Origin of the sequence: Microbacterium sp. LWO14-1.2, from assembly GCF_038397715.1 — a bacterium.
In the GTDB taxonomy this organism is placed as follows: domain Bacteria; phylum Actinomycetota; class Actinomycetes; order Actinomycetales; family Microbacteriaceae; genus Microbacterium.
Map to the genome: position 1 here is coordinate 1688361 of NZ_CP151633.1, position 16058 is coordinate 1704418.

Genomic DNA, 16058 nt, shown 5'->3' on the forward strand with positions numbered 1-16058 from the left:
CCTGCTGTGCCGGAGCGCGGCTCAGCCGGCCAGGCCCCACTCGGCGAGGTTCCAGAACGGACCCTCGATCGGGTTGATCTGCAGCGGGCCGCCGACCTTCTCGCTCCACAGGAGCACGTTCGGCACGACGTCGAGCGGCAGCGATGGCACGTTCTCGGCGATGAGCGCGTCGGCTTCCTGCGACGCCGCGACCCGGGCATCCTGATCCACCTCGGTGTCGACCTGCGCGAGCAGGTCGTCCAGCCCCTCGATGTCGGTGCGGTAGAAGTTGATGCCCGAGAAGCCGTTCGCGTCGCTGGGGATGTTCACCGACGAGAAGGTCGACGACAGCGTGGGGTCGGGGAACGTGTCGACCAGCGCCCAGATGCCGGCCTGGAAGTCGCCCTCGGGCGCGATCGTGCCGAACAGGTCGGCGGGGGTGACCTGGTCGATGGTCATCTCGAATCCCGCATCCGCCAGCTGCGACTGCAGCACCTGCACCGTGAGGTCGCGGCGCTTGTTGCCGGCGAGCGTCTTGATCGAGAAGGTCGCGGTCTCGCCGCCCTTGGCCCAGACGCCGTCGCCGTTCTTCGACCAGCCGTCACCCTGCATGAGCTCGTCGACCTTGTCGAGGTCGAGCGAGTACTGCGAGAAGTCGTCGGCGGCGAACGGCGCGACCATAGGGGAGTTGAAGCTCTGCTGCGCCTCGTCGATGCCGAGGCTGCCGAACAGTCGCTTGACGATCGCGTCGCGGTCGATCGAGTACGCGAGAGCCTGACGCACCGCGACCGAGTCGAAGGGCGCGACGGCGTTGTTCAGCCAGATCGCCTCGAGGTTGCCGCTGCGCGCATCGACCTGCGAACGGATGCCGGGCAGCCCCGCCTCGATCTGGTTCAGCGCATCGAGCTGCGGGGTCGGAGCGAGGACGCTGACCTGGCCGCTCTTGAGCGCCTGGAACGCCGCGGTGGTGTCGGGCAGGAAGAGGAACGTGACCTTGTCGAGGTGCGGCTTCTCACCCCAGTAGTTCTCGTTCGGAACCAGCGTGACCGAGGTGCCGCGCGTCCACTTCTCGATCTTCCACGGGCCGCCGCTGAAGTCGTACCCGTCGGCCATGATGGCTGCGCGGTCCTGCCCCTCGAGCAGGTGGGAGGGCATCACGCCGTAGACGCTGAAGAGAGTGCGCCATCCGGCGTAGGCGGAGCTCAGAGTCACCACCGCGGTCGCCGGGTCGGACGAGTCGACCGCGGTGATGCGGTCGTAGCCCGTCTTGTCGAAGATGTCGTCGCCGTCGCGGATCTGCAGCGCGGTGTACGCGAAGTCGGCCGAGGTGATCGGCTCTCCGTCCGACCACACGGCGTCGGGGTTGATCGAGTACGTGATGGTCTGGGTGCCGTCGTCGCCGACGACGACCTCCGGCTCGCCCGTGACGAGGTCGGACGGGGTGGGCTGCCACTCGTCGTCGACGAGTCGGGTCTGGAACACGCTCGGCATGGTCGGGATCTGCATCACGTACGTGCCCCAGATCGAGCCGGCGCAGGTCGCGATCCAGTCGGTGCAGTCGGGCTCCTGCTCGGCGCCGATGACGATCTCTCCGCCGTCGACGACGGCGACGTCGCTCGGCTCGGGCGTCGTCGCCGACGAGGTGCAGGCGGCGAGCGAGCCGACGAGGGCGGCGGCGGTCAGGGCCGCGATGACAGCGCGGCGCGAAGCGGGTACAGCGGTGCGGAGGCGTGATTTCGACATTGCCGGATCTCCAGTGATCGTGCGACTGAGGGACGGTGCGAACGTGCTGTCGTGCGGGTAGTGGTCTGACTCTAAGGCGGTCGAGGCGAGATAGCAAGCACTTTAGTCAATGTTCGTGACTATGCGACGGACAGGCACCCTGTTCGCCGGCGCGACGGGTCGGAGAGTCGCCCGGAATCAGGCGTCCGGCGCGGCTGCGTCAGGCCGCCGCCCACCGAGACGCAACCCGGCGAGGAAGGCGAGGGCGACGAACCCCAGCGCCAGCAGAACGAACCCGATAGCTGTCGTGCGCGACACGAAGAAGCCGCTGCCGTCTCCCACGAACGTCGCCGAGGAGAGCGGCTGATACGCGAACCACCCGAACGAGACGGGGGTCATCAGACCGACGACCGTCGCCGCCAGTCCCGCGATCACGAGCAGGGTCGCGGCAGTCCAGGCGATCGTGGTCTTGCGTCGGCGGCTCATCCCCCGACGCTATCGCGGTGGCGGATTCTTCTCGACGTCAGCGATGTCGCGCCGGACATTGCCCGGGACGTGAGACGATCTGGCGATGGTCATGAAGCGTGCTCTCCTGGTCGCCGGCTCCGCGGCGCTCGCGGGAGCGAGCATGATGCTCACCGGGTGCACCGACCCTCAGCCAGTACCACCGGTGCCGACGAACGCGGCTCCGGTCCCGGTTCGCACACTTCCCGTCCGTGAGGACCCTCCGACCCCCAATCCCCACCGAGAAGAGGAGTATCGCGCGGCTCTCTCGCAGTTCCCGTACGCATTGCCCACGGGCGCCTCGTTTCCCACAACGGTCCCTGCCTACGATTACCCGGCCAACGTGAAAGCGACCGACTCCGGCGCGGTCGTCGCATACCACTGGTGGGGCTGCTCGCTGTTGAACGCCGCGTGGGACGCCGCCTCCGAAGGCGATGATGCCCGAGCCGCATCGCTCTTCTCGGTCCTCGAACAAGCCGTTGACGCGGATGCGCCAGGACTCAGCGCCTGGGACACCTCGATTCTGAACCTCCAGAGCGCCGAAGCGCCGAACATGGGCGAATCGGGTCTCTGCCGGCAGTGGTTCGACATCATCGACGGGTAGGACGCTCCTCACATCCTCGGCGACCATGAGGCGCGACCAGCGGGGCGCGCCGCGTCGGGTCAGCCGTCCCAGCGCTCTCCCGCACGGGTGCGGCGGGCGAGCTCGTGCATCCGGCGCTGGTCGACTGCCGCGGCATCCAGGCCGGTGGGCTCGTGCCCGCCCTCGAAGACGTCCAGTACGACGTCGCCGCCGCGCGCGCTCAGTTCGTCGACGTACCGCTGCACGCCGACGATCGGAGTGCGGGTGTCGACGTCGCCCTGGTTGATCCACACGGAGGCCGTCACGTCGTCGAGGTAGGTGATGGCCGAGAAGGGCTCGACCATCTCCGGCGGCACCCACGAGCTCCACACGCTGCGCACCGCAGGGTTCATCGCGTCGATCGCCGCCGACCACTCCGCCACCGCGACGTGCGCGAGGCCGCCCGCGAACAGATCGGGCAGCCGTCCGACGCTCAGCAGGGTCATGTGGCCCCCGTAGGACGCCCCCGTGATGAACGTCGTCGCGGGATCGGCGAGGCCCTGCTCGCGCAGGAAGCCGATCGCCGCCGCGACGTCTTCGATCTCCCGATCGCCGCCGACGCCCCAGAAGCCCTCCCGGAACGCGCGGCCGAAGGTGACCGACCCGCGGTAGTTGAGCGAGGCGACGGCGAACCCGGCATCCAGCCAGGCCTGCGCCGAGGGGTCGTAGCTGTCGACCGTCACGAGGTTCGGCCCGCCGTGGATGGTCAGCACCGTGCCGAGCGGCTCATCGCCCTCCGGCCTCCCCCACCAGAGCTGCACTCGGGTGCCGTCGGTGCTCGGCACCATGGCGGACGCGAGCGGACGCCCCGGCGGCACCGGCGCGGGCTCGACCAGCGTCACCGCGGTGCCGTCGGCGGCGATCTCCTCGACATGCAGCGGCACGTCCCAGGTCGAGCGCACGGCACGCACCGCGCCGGTCGGTGCGAAGTACGACGCCCATTGGAACGGATGCAGATCGGCGACGTCGGGGTCGAAGACGCTGCCGCCCTCCGCCACCACACGCGCGTCGCCGGAGGCCTCATCGATCTCGACCAGGCGGTGGATGCCGTCGTCGACGTGCACGGCGAGGATCCGGCCGCTCGGGGAGTGCCAGTCGACCGGGACGACCTCACCGGCGAGATCGGGCAGGTCGAAGTCGACGCGCTCCCCCGTGCGGACGCTCCAGATCGCGGGGCGCGAGAACCCGCTGCGCTCGGTGTTCAGCAGGAGACGGTCGTCACCGGCATCCGACGCGAAGCGCACTCCGCGCACGGGCCCGGCGGGGAGGTCGTCGAGAGTCGCGACGACCTCGCCGGTACGACCGTCGACGACCGTGAGCAGCGGACGCCGGATGCCGGGATTGTGCGCCGTCGTGTCGACGGAGACGAGCGCGCCGTCAGGGGAGATCTGCCCGTACCAGGCCTCCGCGGGGTTCGAGTAGACGACCCGGGGCTCGCCCCACGGAGCTGCGGGGATCACGAGCACGTGGAAGCCGTCCTCGTCGACCACCGTCGCGACGACCGAGCGGCCGTCGAACGACGACTCGAGGCCGCGCAGGACGTACGGGGCACGGCCGGGTGTGAGCTCGACGCGCTCGGAGCCGTCGACCGCGAACGCGACGAGGCCGCCGACCTCCGACCCGCCGCCGTCGTCGAGGTCGACCACCCAGCGGGCATCCGCCGTGAGGATCGCGCCGACGCCGACCGGGAACGGAAGGAGGTCACTCGGCGCAGCGGGCGCACGCCAGATGCGGCCGCGTGCGCCGTGGGGGTGGTTCTCGACGAGGAGGGCGAGGTCGTCCGGGCCGGGCACCGGCCGCACCGTCAGCAGATACGGCACCGCGAAGCGCGCATCGAGCGCCTCGTCGGACGGGACTGCAGGGACCTCGAGCATCCTTGCTCCTTCGTGTCGTGCTCCCTTCGCATCCGGGAGCTTGCCAATGGCGTTGACTATAACAGTGGCTAACGACCGGAGGCTAGACTTCGACCATTGTCGACGGCACTGACAGCACGGCTGACAGGCATGGGGTACCGTGAATCCGCGCGGGCCCCGACGGCCGCGATCTGCGAACGGAGTACTCGATGGCGACACGGAAGGCCGCGGATCCGGCGAAGAAGCCGGCAGCGACATCCGCCGCGAAGGCGACCAAGGCGACCGGTCGCCCGCGCCGAGCCCGCGACTCGCTCAGCCGCGAGATCATCGTCGCCGCCGCCGACCGCGTCGTCGAGCGCGAGGGCCTCGACCGTCTCACATTCCAATCGATCGGCGAAGAGCTCGGCGCACACCCCACATCGATCTACCGGCACTTCCGCGACAAGGACGAACTGCTGCTCGCGCTCATCGACACGCTGCGAGCCCGCTCCTACAGCGGCGGCATGGTCGCGACCGACGACTGGCTCGCCGACCTGCGCGCCCAGGCGCACCTCATCCACGACCACTACATGCGCTACCCCGAGTTCGCGCTACAGATGGCGCTGCGCCGGCCCACCGACTTCTCCTCCATGGAGTTCTCCATCGGAGCGCTGCGCCGCGGCGGCTACGACCGCGAACAGGCCGCGCTGTATGCGCGAGCGCTCGGACAGCTGATCCGCTCGGCGTCGAGTATCCAGGCGGCACTCACCGCGATCCCCGCCGAGGTGCAGGATGCCGATGAGCTGACGTGGCAGATGGACCGCCGCCGCCTCGACCCGGAGGAGTACCCGGAGATCGCCTGGGCGGGCGAGGCCCTGCCCGGCATCCGCGACCCCCGCGCCTGGGAGACGGCCCTCGACCTGCTCCTGGAGAGCATCGAACGTCACGCCCCCGGGGTCTGACTCGGGACCTTCGGGTCGTTGAGCGAGGAGCGCAGCGGGAGACGAAACGCGGTGAGGAGCGCAGTGCGGCGTCGCGCGGGCGGAACCGCGTTTCGTCTCGCTCCGCTCGCTCAACGACCCGTGAGTCCGCCGCTCGACGACCCGTGAGTCCGCCGCTCGCTCAACGCCCCGTGAGTCCGCCGCTCGACGACCTGTGAGTCCGCCGCTCAACGACCGGCGCGTGCGGCGGCGTCGAGGTCCTCGATCATGCCGGCGAGCAGGTCGATCCGCTCGTGCAGCGACGCGATCGACACCCACTCGTGGTCGGCGTGGGCACCGGATCCGCGCGGGCCGAGCCCGTCGAGGGTCCTCGCGCCGACCGCGGCGGTGAAGTTGCCGTCCGACGCTCCTCCCGCCGATACCGCCTCGACCTCGGCGTGCCCCAGCCGTTCGGCGACACGGCGCGCACACGCGAGCAGCTCCTCCGACACGGACTGCTCCATGGGCGGCCGGTTGATCCCGCCGTGCACGTCGACCCGCACATCGGGCGTGTGAGCGCCGAGCGACTGCATCCGTCCGTCGACCCGTTCGAGCTCGTCGAGCGTCCACGCGCGCACGTCGATGCGCAGCTCGGCGTGCTCGGGGATGACATTGGTGACGGTGCCCGCCTGCGCGACGGTCGGGCTCACCGTCGTGCCACGGTCGTCGTCGGCGAGGTGCGGCAGCGCCAGCACGTGGTGGGCGAGCTCGGCGAGCGCACTGCGCCCCTTCGCCGGTTCGAGTCCGGCGTGCGCGGCGCGTCCCGTGAAGGCGAGACGGTAGATGCTGCCGCCGCGCCGAGCGATCTTGAGCGCCCCGTCGAGGCTCGGCTCGAGCACGAGCACCGTGCCCACCCGGGCGGCCTCGCGTTCGATCAGCACACGGGACGTGATCGAGCCGACCTCTTCGTCGCTCGTGAGCAGGATCGCGACGCGTTCGGGGCGAGCGACCCGTTCGAGGGCGGCGGCCATGATGACGATGCCCGCCTTCATGTCGAAGACACCTGGTCCGGTGGCGCGGTCGCCCTCGACCTGGAACGGGCGCTCGGCGATCGTGCCGGTCGGGAAGACCGTGTCGACGTGGCCGATCAGCAGCACGCTCGGATCCTCCCCACCCGACCACCGCAGATGCGTGACGCCGTCGACGGTCTCGAGCTCGCCGTCGTCGCCCACGACGGGGCTGATCCACGAGCGGATGAGCTGCTGCGCGGCGGCCAAGCCCGCGGCATCCCCCGTCGGCGTCTCGATCGTCACCAGCTCGGCGAGCCGGTCGACCTCCCGCGCGGTCATGCGCCCACCTCCGCGAGGAAGGAGCGGAGTGCGGATGCCGTGGGCTCCGGCGCCTCCTCGGCGAGGTAGTGGTCGGCGTCGATCGCTCGTCCCGCGATACCGGGGGCGTAAGGCTCCCAGGTCGACAGCACGTCGAAGTTGCGGCCGACGTAGCTGTGCGCGCCCCAGAGGGCGAGGGTCGGCGCGGTGACGACTCGCCCCGCCGAGCGGTCGACGCGGTCGTGGTCGAGATCGACGGATGCCGCGGCGCGGTAGTCCGCGCCCGAGGCGTACACGGTGTCGAGGTCGAAGCAGCGCAGATACTCATCGAACGCATCGGGCAGGGCATCGCCGTCGTGGCGTCGACCGGTGAAGCGGCTGCGGAGCCACGTCTCGCGGTCCGCGCCGATCAGCGCCTCGGGCATCCCGTCTGCGCGCGCGAGGAAGAACCAGTGGAAGTACGCGGTGGCCATCGCACGGTCGACGTTCTCGAACATGTGCAGCGTCGGCACGATGTCGAGCACGGCGAGCGCCGTCACGGCCTCCGGGTGGTCGAGCGCCAGTCGGTGCCCGACACGACCGCCGCGGTCGTGGCCGATGACGGCGAAACGGTCGTGACCGAGACCGCGCATGAGCGCGACCTGGTCGCGCGCCATGTCGCGCTTGGCGTACGACGCGTCACGCGGCTTGTCGGAGTCGCCGTAGCCGCGCAGGTCGGCGGCGACGACCGTGTGGTCCGCGGCGAGGGCGCCCGCGACGGCATCCCACATCGCCTTGGTCTCGGGGTAGCCGTGCAGCAGCAGGACGGCGGGTCCGGAACCGCGCATCTGCGCCGCGATCCGGATGCCGTCGCACTCCGCCGCGATCGACACGGGAGCGGGAGGTGTGGTCATCGTCGTCCAACCGTCGGAACTGCAAGTCAATAGCGTTGACTATATCAATGACGACGAGATCCGCCAGCCCCGGGCGTCGATCAGTCGAAGCTGATGATCCCGGCGCGCACCGCGCGGATCAGGACCTGAACGCGGTCGCGCACATCCCATTTCGCCATGACGTTGCTCAAATGCGACTTCACCGTCGCCTCGCTGATGCTTTGCGTGCGCGCGATCTCGGCGTTGGACAGACCGTGGGCCAGGAGCGCGACCACCGCGCTCTCGCGCGGAGTCAGGCGCTCTGTCTCGGTCAACCGCGTCACCCGTGCATCCGTCGCCGGAGACAAGGACGATACGAGCATGGCCGCGACGGCCGGCGACAGCACCCGGAGCCCACGGTGCACATCGCGGATCGCAGCGATGATGTCGTCAGGGTCCGAGTCCTTGAGCAGATATCCGCCGGCTCCGGCCTGCAGCATCGGCACGATCGTGTCGAGCGAGCCGAAGGTCGTGAGCGCGAGCACCGCGGTCGATGGATGGTCGCTCGTGATGGCTCGCGTGGCCGAGGCGCCGTTGAGTACGGGCATCTGCGCGTCCATCATCACGACATCCGGGGCCAACCTCCGTACGAGATCGACGACTTCCGCGCCGTTCGCCGCCTGGCCGACGACCTCGATGTCGTCCGCCTCGCTGACGAACACCGTGAGCGCCCGGCGCAGCAACGACTCATCGTCCGCGATGACCACTCGGAGGCGACTCATGCTCCCAGGATGACCCATTCCCCCAGGATAGGGACGGACCGCCGCCGCCTCCGACGAAAGTGGCAGGCGTCTCCGCCTTGCGAGGGAGGCAGTCGGTGGGGAAGAGAGACAGGCTGGAGGTGACGAGAGGAGAAGCCATGCTCAACGCATCAGGGGGACTCTGGACCGCTCTGTGCCAGCTCTTCGGCATCTGCAACTGAAAGGTTCGCCCCAGCGCCTTTGCATAATGGACTGATGGAGCCGAGCGCCGAGCACCCAGAGGCGGCCCTCCCGCCTCTGCGAGCGCTGGGAGCATCGATACGCGCCGTGTCGCCGCTGACACGTCCCGAGCGGTGGGCGCTGCTCGGGGTCGTCGGAGTCGCGTTCGCCGCCCACCTCATCGTGAGCGCCGTATCGGGCACCGACACGGCCGATGTCTTGTTCCAAGGGCTCACGACGCTCGTTTTCGCGGTGGCTGTGTGGAGCCCGCCGGTCTTCGCCGGCGTCGTGATCCTGCTCGCGGTCTCCTCCCTCGCCGTCGAGGCGCAGCAGGAGGCCATCCTCGCGCTCGCGATCGCCGCCGGGATCGTCATGCGCACGTGCAGCACGGCGATCCGTGCGCTCTACCTCGCGGGATTCGTCGGATTCGCCGTCTGGGTGCACCTCGCGTTCCCCTTGGCGGAACCAGTCTCGAGTTTCATCGCCGCCCTCATCGTCGCCGTCTGCGCGAGCATCGTCGGCGTCGTGCTGCGCGCCGTGGTGACGCGGGAGATCCGGGTGCGACGCCAGCTTCTCCGCGCCGAACAGGCCCGTGCCGAGGTCGTGCTCGAAGAGCGCCGTCGCGTCGCCGACGACCTGCACGACATCGTCGCCCATGACCTCGTCGTGATCTCGATGCACGCCCGCCTCCTCGAACGAGCCGAAGACGAGGACGAGCGTCGGCACAGCGAACGCGCCATCATCGACGCGGCCCGGCAGGCGCTGGGCGACCTGCGCCGCGTCGTGATGCTCGTGGGCGACACCGCGAACTCAGCGGAGCCCCCGCGGGATCAGCGAGGGATCGTCGCCGCGATGTCGCTGCTGCAGGACGAGCTCCGCGGCGCCGGCTTCCGCGTCGAGACCGACACCGAGGTCGACGACGAGGGCGACCTCGACCGGTTGACCAGCGGGGCGCTGGCCCGGATCGTCCGCGAGGCCGGTACCAACATCCTCAAGCACGCCGCCGACGAGCAGCCGGTCGCTGTCGCCCTGCGCCGCGCTCCCGGCGAGATCCGCCTGTCCATCACGAACGGCGTGCACGCCCCGTCCGCTCCGCGCGACCGTTCAGGCAGCGGCTACGGACTCATGCGTATGAGGGAGAGGGCCGAGCTGTTGAGCGGCACCGTGACGGCAGGCCCGCACGGTCGCACCTGGCGTGTGGAGGCCGTGTTCCCGGCCGAGTGAGCCTTCCGCCGCACCAGGCAGTCTCTCCCCCGAAAGTCGCAGATGGCCTCCATACTTTCGGCGGGATTCCCCGGGATTCGGTTGAGTCCGCCTCGGGCACCGAATGATGCTGGTCATCCGAGTGGACTGACGAAAGGTGACTCAGATGACTGTGACCATGCATTCCAGGGATGCCGTGCTCTCGCGACGAGTGGGCGACGCCATCAACAAGGTCGCCTCCGGCGACATGACCCATGCGACCGTCACCCCGCCCGTGCTCGGCACGCCCGCGGCGGTCGCAGCCCCCGCCGCTGCCGTCGCGACGTGGAAGCTGGCCGCGGGCGCGGTCGGCGGCGCCGCGACCGTCGTCGGCGCGTACTTCGCCGGCCGCGCCGTGGGGTCGTGGTGACCATGAGCGCCCTGGAGACACGGGTCGGCGACGTGCTCGCGACGTTCTCGACGGACACCGGCGCCGACGGCATCCTGGTTACGACCTTCGACGCACCGGTCCTCGCCACGCCCGTCGCGCTCGCCGGCGCGTTCGCCGGCGGAGTGGCCTGGGGCTCCGCGATGGTCGCGGCTTTCGAAGCGGGTCGCGCGGTCCGCGGGGGCTGACCGACGAATCAGCCGGTCGACTTCACGAGGAGAGGAACAGCGTCATGACCCTGCTCACCCGGGTGCGCACCGCTCTCCGACGCGCGTCGGGGTCGCGCGAGCGTGCGCTGCGGGCGAGTGAGTCGTTCGCCGCCGTGACCGCGACCCTGGCGAGCCTCGAGGCGCTGTCGACACGACGCGACACCGCGTCCGGAGAGCTCAACGACTGGACGGTGCTCCGCCGCGGCTTCACCGCCGACGCCCCGGTGATCGCTCGGGTCCTCGATCGACTCGACGGGCCGAGGGCCGACCGCGTCTTCCACGCCGTCCGGTGCGCGCTCGGCGTGGCCGTGCTGGTGCCCGGCCGGGGGAAGGTCTTCGACGGCCTCCGCCTCGGCGCCAACGCCGGGCTCAGCGTCCTCGGCATGATCAACCAGGCCCGATCCCGGTACGGCGGCGACGGGTCCGACCAGGCCGCTCTGCAGGTGCACACCGCTGCCACGATCGCACGCCTGGGCGGCGACGCCCGCTCGATCGACGCCGGGCTCTGGTACCTCTCGATGCAAGGAGTGCTCTCGTACGCCGTCTCCGGCTGGATCAAACTGCTCGGCCGTCCCTGGCGCGAGGGTACAGCGGTATCCGGCGTCATGCGCACGCACACCTACGGGCACGAGGGTGTGTGGCGGTTCTTCCAGTCGCGCCCGGGGCTCGAGAAGGCCGCGACCCGGGCGATGCTGCTCTTCGAGTCCTCGTACCCCGTCGTGTACATCGCCGGTCCCCTCGTGAACGCCGCCTACACGGCCGTCGCGATGGGATTCCATGTCGCGAACGGGGTCGTCATGGGGCTCGGCCGCTTCATCTGGGGGTTCGCATCGTTTCATCCGGCCATCGCCTACACGAGCGACCGGACGACGCGCGAACGCGGCCGATCCGATATCCTCCCCGCCGTGGCGGGCGCGGCCGTCGCCGTCGGACTCGCGGCCACCGCAGTCACCGCCACGCGGCGGAGGCTCCGCGTCCTCGACGGACCGGCCTATCTCTCGCGGCTCCGCACCGGTCGAGGCAGCGAGATCGCCTACGGAGGCAAGCAGCGCGGCAACACCACGATGGTGTTCCTCGTCAACGCGCTGTTCTCGACGCAGGACCACTTCGGGTGGATCACCGCGCACCTCGACCGCGCCGACGACATCGACTTCATCACCTACGACCGTGCAGGCTACGGGGCCTCGCGCGAGGCGCCGGGGGATGCGTTCCGCATCGACGACGCCGTCGACGATCTGGTAGACCTGATCGAGAACCTTGCCGCCCCCGACCAGAGGGTGGTGCTCGCCGGGCACTCCTACGGCGGGGAGATCATCCGACGCGCCGCGGAGCGCCTGTCAGCCGAGCGCATCGCGGGACTCGTGTTCGTCGACGCCACCCACCCCGAGCAGTTCTCCCAGTCGACGACGCAACGCGACGGACTGCGGCTCGTGCGCGACGCCCAGGGGCAGATGGGCGCGCTCGTGCGCGCCGGTTTCGGCGCACTCCTGGATCGGCCGACCTGGGTCACCCACCTGCCGCCGCCGTTCCGCGCGAACGCGGAGCTGCAGTATCGCGACGGGCGCATGTGGCGGGCCGGTCGACGCGAGCTCCGCGCCGTCGAAGAGGAGCTCGACATCCCGCATCCGCCCGCGCCGAGCCGCATCTCGGGCGTCGAAGGACTCGTGCTCTCCGCCTCTCGGACGATGACGGATGCCGACGCCGCACGTTTCCAGCGCGACCTCGCCGTCACGTTCGGCAGCGACCAGGGCGAACCGGTGGTCGTCGCCGGCACGCACGACACCCTGCTGACGGACCCGCTCACGGCCGGAGAGGTCGCCGACCACCTGATCGGGTTCGTGCGACGCGTGGAGGCAGCGGCATGAGCATCGTCCGCGACGCCGCGCGTCTGCTCGGACTGGGCCTGTTCGGCACCGGCCTCGCCGTCACCGCCTTCTCGCAGATGCCGGGGAACTCGTTCGACCGCATCCGCCGGAAGGACTTCTTCGGACTCATCCCGAACTGGAAGTTCTTCGCGCCGATCCCCGCCATCGACGACCACGAAGTCTTCCACCGTATCCGCGGCGAGGACGGCACGTGGCAGGACTGGCAGCGCACCTCCCCACCCATGCCCCGGCGTCTCGCGCACCTCGTGTGGTTCCCCGGACGACGAGCCGACAAGGGCGTGTTCGACCACGCGTCCGAACTCGCGCAACTCGCGGCGACGGCTGATCCGACCGAGCTCGTCCTCTCCTCGTCGTACCTCGTGGTCGCGGCCACGGTGCGACGGCGCGTCGGAGAACTCCGGCCCGTTCCTGCGCATCAGTTCGCGATCATCAAGCATGCGGGATCCGACGAGTCCGTGACTCCCGAGGTCGTGCTGCTGTCGCCCGCCTTCGAGTCCCACCCCGGCACCGCGATGCGCGAGGCCGTTCCGTCCAGAGCGAAGGAGTAGATCCCATGACATCTCTCATCATTCTCATCGTCGGCGGAGGCGCCTGTCTCGTCGCCGCAGCCTGGGCGGTGTGGCGGACCCCGGCGACCCGTGACTACCTCAAGCGCCTCTTCGGGGCGGACGGCGAGAGATGACGGTCCTCGCACCCGGCCGCGCGAAAGCGGTCTCGGAGGAGTACGGTACGGCGATCGCGACGATCTACGACGACATCTACGGCGAGCTGGAAGCGTCCTCGCCCGAGATCATCGCGCTGCGGAATCTCGTGCCGCCGTCGGATGTCGTACGGACGATCGTCGAGCTCGGGATCGGCACGGGGCGCGTGCTCGGTGCGCTCGGACGCGCCCTGCAAGACGAGGCGGGGCTCCGGCTCATCGGGATCGACGGGTCGCCCGAGCTCCTCGCCCGGTCGAGCACGCGGTACCCGGACCTCGATCTCCGGCTCGCCGAAGCGGATTTCAGCAGCGACGCGGTGCTCGACGTCGTGGAAGCGGGGTCGGCGGATCTCGTTCTGTGCGTCTGCGCGTCCTTCTCGATGCTCCCCGACCGCGAGAGCCAGGGCGCCACCCTCCGCAACATCGCCGCGATGCTCGCGCGCGACGGCGTGGCCGTGGTCGAGACGCACTCGCCGTCCTTCGTCCGCGAGGTGATCGGCGTCGACCCCACGGCGATGTTCATCCCCTATCCGCGTCACGAGACCGGGCTCGTCTGCTTCTCCTCGGTCGATGACGGGATCTGGCGGATGCGGCAGGTGTGGGTCGACGGGGAGGAGAGCACCACCGTGCTCGAGACGAGTCTGCTCACGCCTCCGCACACGCTCGCGGACCTGGCAGCGGCAGCGGGGCTCGAGGTCGTCGCCCTGACCGCGTCGCTCGCGGGAGCCGAGTACGTCGAAGCCTCCACGCCGATGTACGCCGTGACGCTCCGTCGAGCTGCCGCGCGGGCCGCCGCTTGACGACCCTCGAACTCGTCGCCGTCGAGAAGAGCTACGGGTCGACTCGTGCGCTCGCGGACTATTCGCTGCAGGTCCCCGCGGGGCGGGTCACCGCATTCGTCGGCGCGAACGGCGCAGGAAAGTCCACCGCGATGCGGCTGCTCGGAGGCCTGCGCACCCCCGACCGCGGTGACGTGCTGCTCTCCGGGCGCGCGCTGGACACCGGGGACCGCGGTCGCATCGGGCACATGCCCGAGGAGCGCGGGCTGTATCCCGACGAACCGCTGCGCACGCAGCTCCACTACTTCGCGACCCTGATCGGCATACCGTCGCGCCGCACGCGCTCGCACGTCGAGGAGATCCTCGAACGGATCGGCGTCGCGGAGATCGCCGACCGCGCCTTCGGCGCGCTCAGCCTGGGCAACCGACAGCGGGCGCAGCTCGCGCTCGCCGTGCTCGGATCCCCCGATTTCCTGCTCCTCGACGAGCCTTTCTCCGGCCTGGACGTCGAGGGGCTGCGTCAGGTGTCGGACCTCGTCCGGAGCCTGGCGTCCGACGGGGTGGGGATCCTCGTGTCTAGCCATCAGCTGGAGGTCGTCGCAGCGATCTCCGAGCGCGTCGCCGTGATCTCCGACGGTCGGGCCGTGGTTGAAGGCGAACTCAGTGACGTCCTGAGCGCCACCGCGCGCGTCCTGCGACTCATGTTCCGTCATGAGGGACTGTCCACCGCCGATGTGCAGGCCTTCGTCGCACGCAGCGGAGGGCGCCCCCGGCGGCGCGCCGGAGCCCTGATCGTCGAGGTGGCCCTCCCCGCCGGCCACGACATCGACGGCGACCTGGTGGCCGCTGCGGCCGCCGCCGGGCCCCTTGCTTCGGTCGAGGTCGTGCAGCCCTCGCTCCGCGACATCCTGGAGGCGGACCGATGAGCGGCGCGAGCCCGCGCCGCGCGTTCGCGACGGTGTTCTTCCGGGATCTGCGCCGACAGCTCCTGACCGCCGCCCAGCTCACGCTCTTCGCCCTGATGCTCGTGGTCGTCGTACTCGTCGTGATCGCCCCGAAAATCGTCGGCTCGGGCGGGCCCTCCGCGCCGACTGTGCATGTCTCGGCACCGGACGACGTCGTCGCCGCCGTCGAAGGGTTGCAGCCGTCCTGGACGGTCACGGCGGCGGAGACGGCACCGGACGACCTCGGCGACGGGTTCTTCGTCGCGGTGGACGACGGTGAGGTCACTGTGACCACGGCCAAGGCGTCTCAGGCCGCTTCCGCGCTGCTCGTCGGTGAGGCGGTGTCGACGGCCGTGCTCGCCGTCTCGGCCGGAACCCCTCCGCCGTCGATATCGCATGCGTTCGCCGTCGACGACGGGGAGGCCGTGCTCTCGCGCATCATCACGCTCGTGGCGACTCTCCTGACGTTCTCGATCCTCACGGGCCGCGCCGCCTGGACCTTCGGCGCCCTCGGCCGCGACCTCACCCTGGGCCTGTTCGACGGTGTGCTCGCCCGTTCCTCGGCGGTGGGCCTGCTGGGCGGTCGTGCCCTCGCCGCGGTCACCGCGGGCGTCGTGCAGATGCTCGTCCTCGCCGCCGTCGCAGCCCTCACGCTCGTCGTCGCCGGCGAGTCGGACACGGCCACGCGCGTCCTCGTGCTCGCGGCGCCACTCGCCCTGTGGACCGCCGCTGGCATCGCTTTGCTCGTCACCGCATCCATGGTGCTGGTGCTGCTTTTCCGCGGCGGGGGCACCGCCGCGCTCGGCATCGTGATCCAGCTGGTCGGGTTCGGTGCGTTCGGCGTCCTCATCGTCGCGCTGCTCGATCCGAGCGCGACATGGATCGCAGTCGCCAGTGTCATCCCTCCCGTCTCGGTGGTGCTGCTCCCCGTGCGTCTGGCGGAAGGCGCAGCGACGGGAGTCGACGCAGTGATCGCCGTCGGCGCGATCGTCGGCGCGGTCCTGTCGCTGTTCATCCTCGCCCTGCGCGCCTGGCGGGCGGCGACGACCACCGATTCCGGACGGGCGACATGGCGTGCGATCTTCCGCACGGACGGGATGCGGCGGCCGAGCGCCCGCGCGACGACCCGGCGGCGACAGGCTCCCGGCTGAACACGTGCCTCAGCGGGAATC

General features: G+C 70.3%; 17 protein-coding genes. 11 read left to right on the forward strand and 6 right to left on the reverse strand.

The window, feature by feature from the left end; genetic code table 11:
- Positions 1–21: 21 nt before the first annotated feature.
- Both MRBLWO14_RS08150 and MRBLWO14_RS08155 read right to left on the reverse strand, forming a co-directional pair.
- Entirely contained in the window at positions 22–1722 is a 1701-nt protein-coding gene (locus MRBLWO14_RS08150) for an ABC transporter substrate-binding protein (RefSeq protein ID WP_341935952.1), read from the reverse strand.
- A gap of 177 nt (positions 1723–1899) precedes the next feature.
- Positions 1900–2187, reverse strand: coding sequence for a hypothetical protein (locus tag MRBLWO14_RS08155; protein ID WP_341935953.1), 288 nt, complete (start codon positions 2185–2187; stop codon positions 1900–1902).
- Between the two features lie 85 nt (positions 2188–2272).
- On the opposite strand from MRBLWO14_RS08155, the gene MRBLWO14_RS08160 reads away from it, so the two are divergent.
- A complete protein-coding gene (locus MRBLWO14_RS08160; RefSeq protein WP_341935954.1) occupies positions 2273–2809 on the forward strand; it encodes a hypothetical protein in 537 nt (178 codons plus the stop codon).
- 59 nt (positions 2810–2868) lie between these two features.
- Here the strand turns inward: MRBLWO14_RS08160 and MRBLWO14_RS08165 are convergent, their stop codons facing one another.
- Positions 2869–4701, reverse strand: a complete 1833-nt coding sequence (locus tag MRBLWO14_RS08165) for a prolyl oligopeptidase family serine peptidase (RefSeq protein WP_341935955.1) — start codon at positions 4699–4701, stop codon at positions 2869–2871.
- Positions 4702–4889: 188 nt separating this feature from the next.
- Here MRBLWO14_RS08165 and MRBLWO14_RS08170 point away from each other — a divergent pair, with 188 nt between their 5' ends.
- The gene (locus MRBLWO14_RS08170; RefSeq protein ID WP_341935956.1) at positions 4890–5621 is read left to right on the forward strand and encodes a helix-turn-helix domain-containing protein; all 732 of its coding nucleotides are present in this window, start codon (positions 4890–4892) and stop codon (positions 5619–5621) included.
- Between the two features lie 206 nt (positions 5622–5827).
- Here MRBLWO14_RS08170 and MRBLWO14_RS08175 read toward each other — a convergent pair whose 3' ends face one another.
- From MRBLWO14_RS08175 to MRBLWO14_RS08185, 3 genes are all read right to left on the reverse strand, one after another.
- The gene (locus tag MRBLWO14_RS08175; RefSeq protein ID WP_341935957.1) at positions 5828–6928 is read right to left on the reverse strand and encodes a M20 family metallopeptidase; all 1101 of its coding nucleotides are present in this window, start codon (positions 6926–6928) and stop codon (positions 5828–5830) included.
- Positions 6925–7800 (reverse strand): alpha/beta hydrolase, encoded by an 876-nt coding sequence (locus MRBLWO14_RS08180; RefSeq protein ID WP_341935958.1) that lies wholly within the window; start codon positions 7798–7800, stop codon positions 6925–6927. Before MRBLWO14_RS08180 ends, MRBLWO14_RS08175 begins: the two co-directional genes overlap by 4 nt.
- An 80-nt stretch (positions 7801–7880) precedes the next feature.
- The gene (locus MRBLWO14_RS08185) at positions 7881–8540 is read right to left on the reverse strand and encodes a response regulator transcription factor (RefSeq protein ID WP_341935959.1); all 660 of its coding nucleotides are present in this window, start codon (positions 8538–8540) and stop codon (positions 7881–7883) included.
- 234 nt (positions 8541–8774) lie between these two features.
- On the opposite strand from MRBLWO14_RS08185, the gene MRBLWO14_RS08190 reads away from it, so the two are divergent.
- The 9 genes from MRBLWO14_RS08190 (at position 8775) to MRBLWO14_RS08230 (ending at position 16037) form a co-directional block, all read left to right on the forward strand.
- Positions 8775–9962 (forward strand): histidine kinase, encoded by a 1188-nt coding sequence (locus MRBLWO14_RS08190; protein WP_341935960.1) that lies wholly within the window; start codon positions 8775–8777, stop codon positions 9960–9962.
- A 145-nt stretch (positions 9963–10107) separates the two neighbouring features.
- Positions 10108–10350, forward strand: a complete 243-nt coding sequence (locus tag MRBLWO14_RS08195; RefSeq protein WP_341935961.1) for a hypothetical protein — start codon at positions 10108–10110, stop codon at positions 10348–10350.
- On the forward strand, positions 10347–10556 hold the full coding sequence (locus tag MRBLWO14_RS08200; RefSeq protein ID WP_341935962.1) for a hypothetical protein: 210 nt from the start codon (positions 10347–10349) through the stop codon (positions 10554–10556). The genes MRBLWO14_RS08195 and MRBLWO14_RS08200 overlap by 4 nt, the downstream gene beginning before the upstream one ends.
- Positions 10557–10600: 44 nt before the next feature.
- Positions 10601–12442, forward strand: coding sequence for an alpha/beta fold hydrolase (locus MRBLWO14_RS08205; protein WP_341935963.1), 1842 nt, complete (start codon positions 10601–10603; stop codon positions 12440–12442).
- Positions 12439–13011: a hypothetical protein gene (locus tag MRBLWO14_RS08210; RefSeq protein ID WP_341935964.1), complete on the forward strand. Its 573-nt coding sequence runs from the start codon at positions 12439–12441 to the stop codon at positions 13009–13011. Before MRBLWO14_RS08205 ends, MRBLWO14_RS08210 begins: the two co-directional genes overlap by 4 nt.
- Before the next feature lie 5 nt (positions 13012–13016).
- On the forward strand, positions 13017–13145 hold the full coding sequence (locus MRBLWO14_RS08215; RefSeq protein ID WP_341935965.1) for a hypothetical protein: 129 nt from the start codon (positions 13017–13019) through the stop codon (positions 13143–13145).
- Positions 13142–13963 (forward strand): class I SAM-dependent methyltransferase, encoded by an 822-nt coding sequence (locus tag MRBLWO14_RS08220; RefSeq protein ID WP_341935966.1) that lies wholly within the window; start codon positions 13142–13144, stop codon positions 13961–13963. The genes MRBLWO14_RS08215 and MRBLWO14_RS08220 overlap by 4 nt, the downstream gene beginning before the upstream one ends.
- A complete protein-coding gene (locus tag MRBLWO14_RS08225; protein ID WP_341935967.1) occupies positions 13960–14868 on the forward strand; it encodes an ATP-binding cassette domain-containing protein in 909 nt (302 codons plus the stop codon). The genes MRBLWO14_RS08220 and MRBLWO14_RS08225 overlap by 4 nt, the downstream gene beginning before the upstream one ends.
- Complete coding sequence (locus tag MRBLWO14_RS08230) at positions 14865–16037, forward strand: hypothetical protein (protein ID WP_341935968.1); 1173 nt, start codon at positions 14865–14867, stop codon at positions 16035–16037. Before MRBLWO14_RS08225 ends, MRBLWO14_RS08230 begins: the two co-directional genes overlap by 4 nt.
- Positions 16038–16058: the final 21 nt, after the last annotated feature.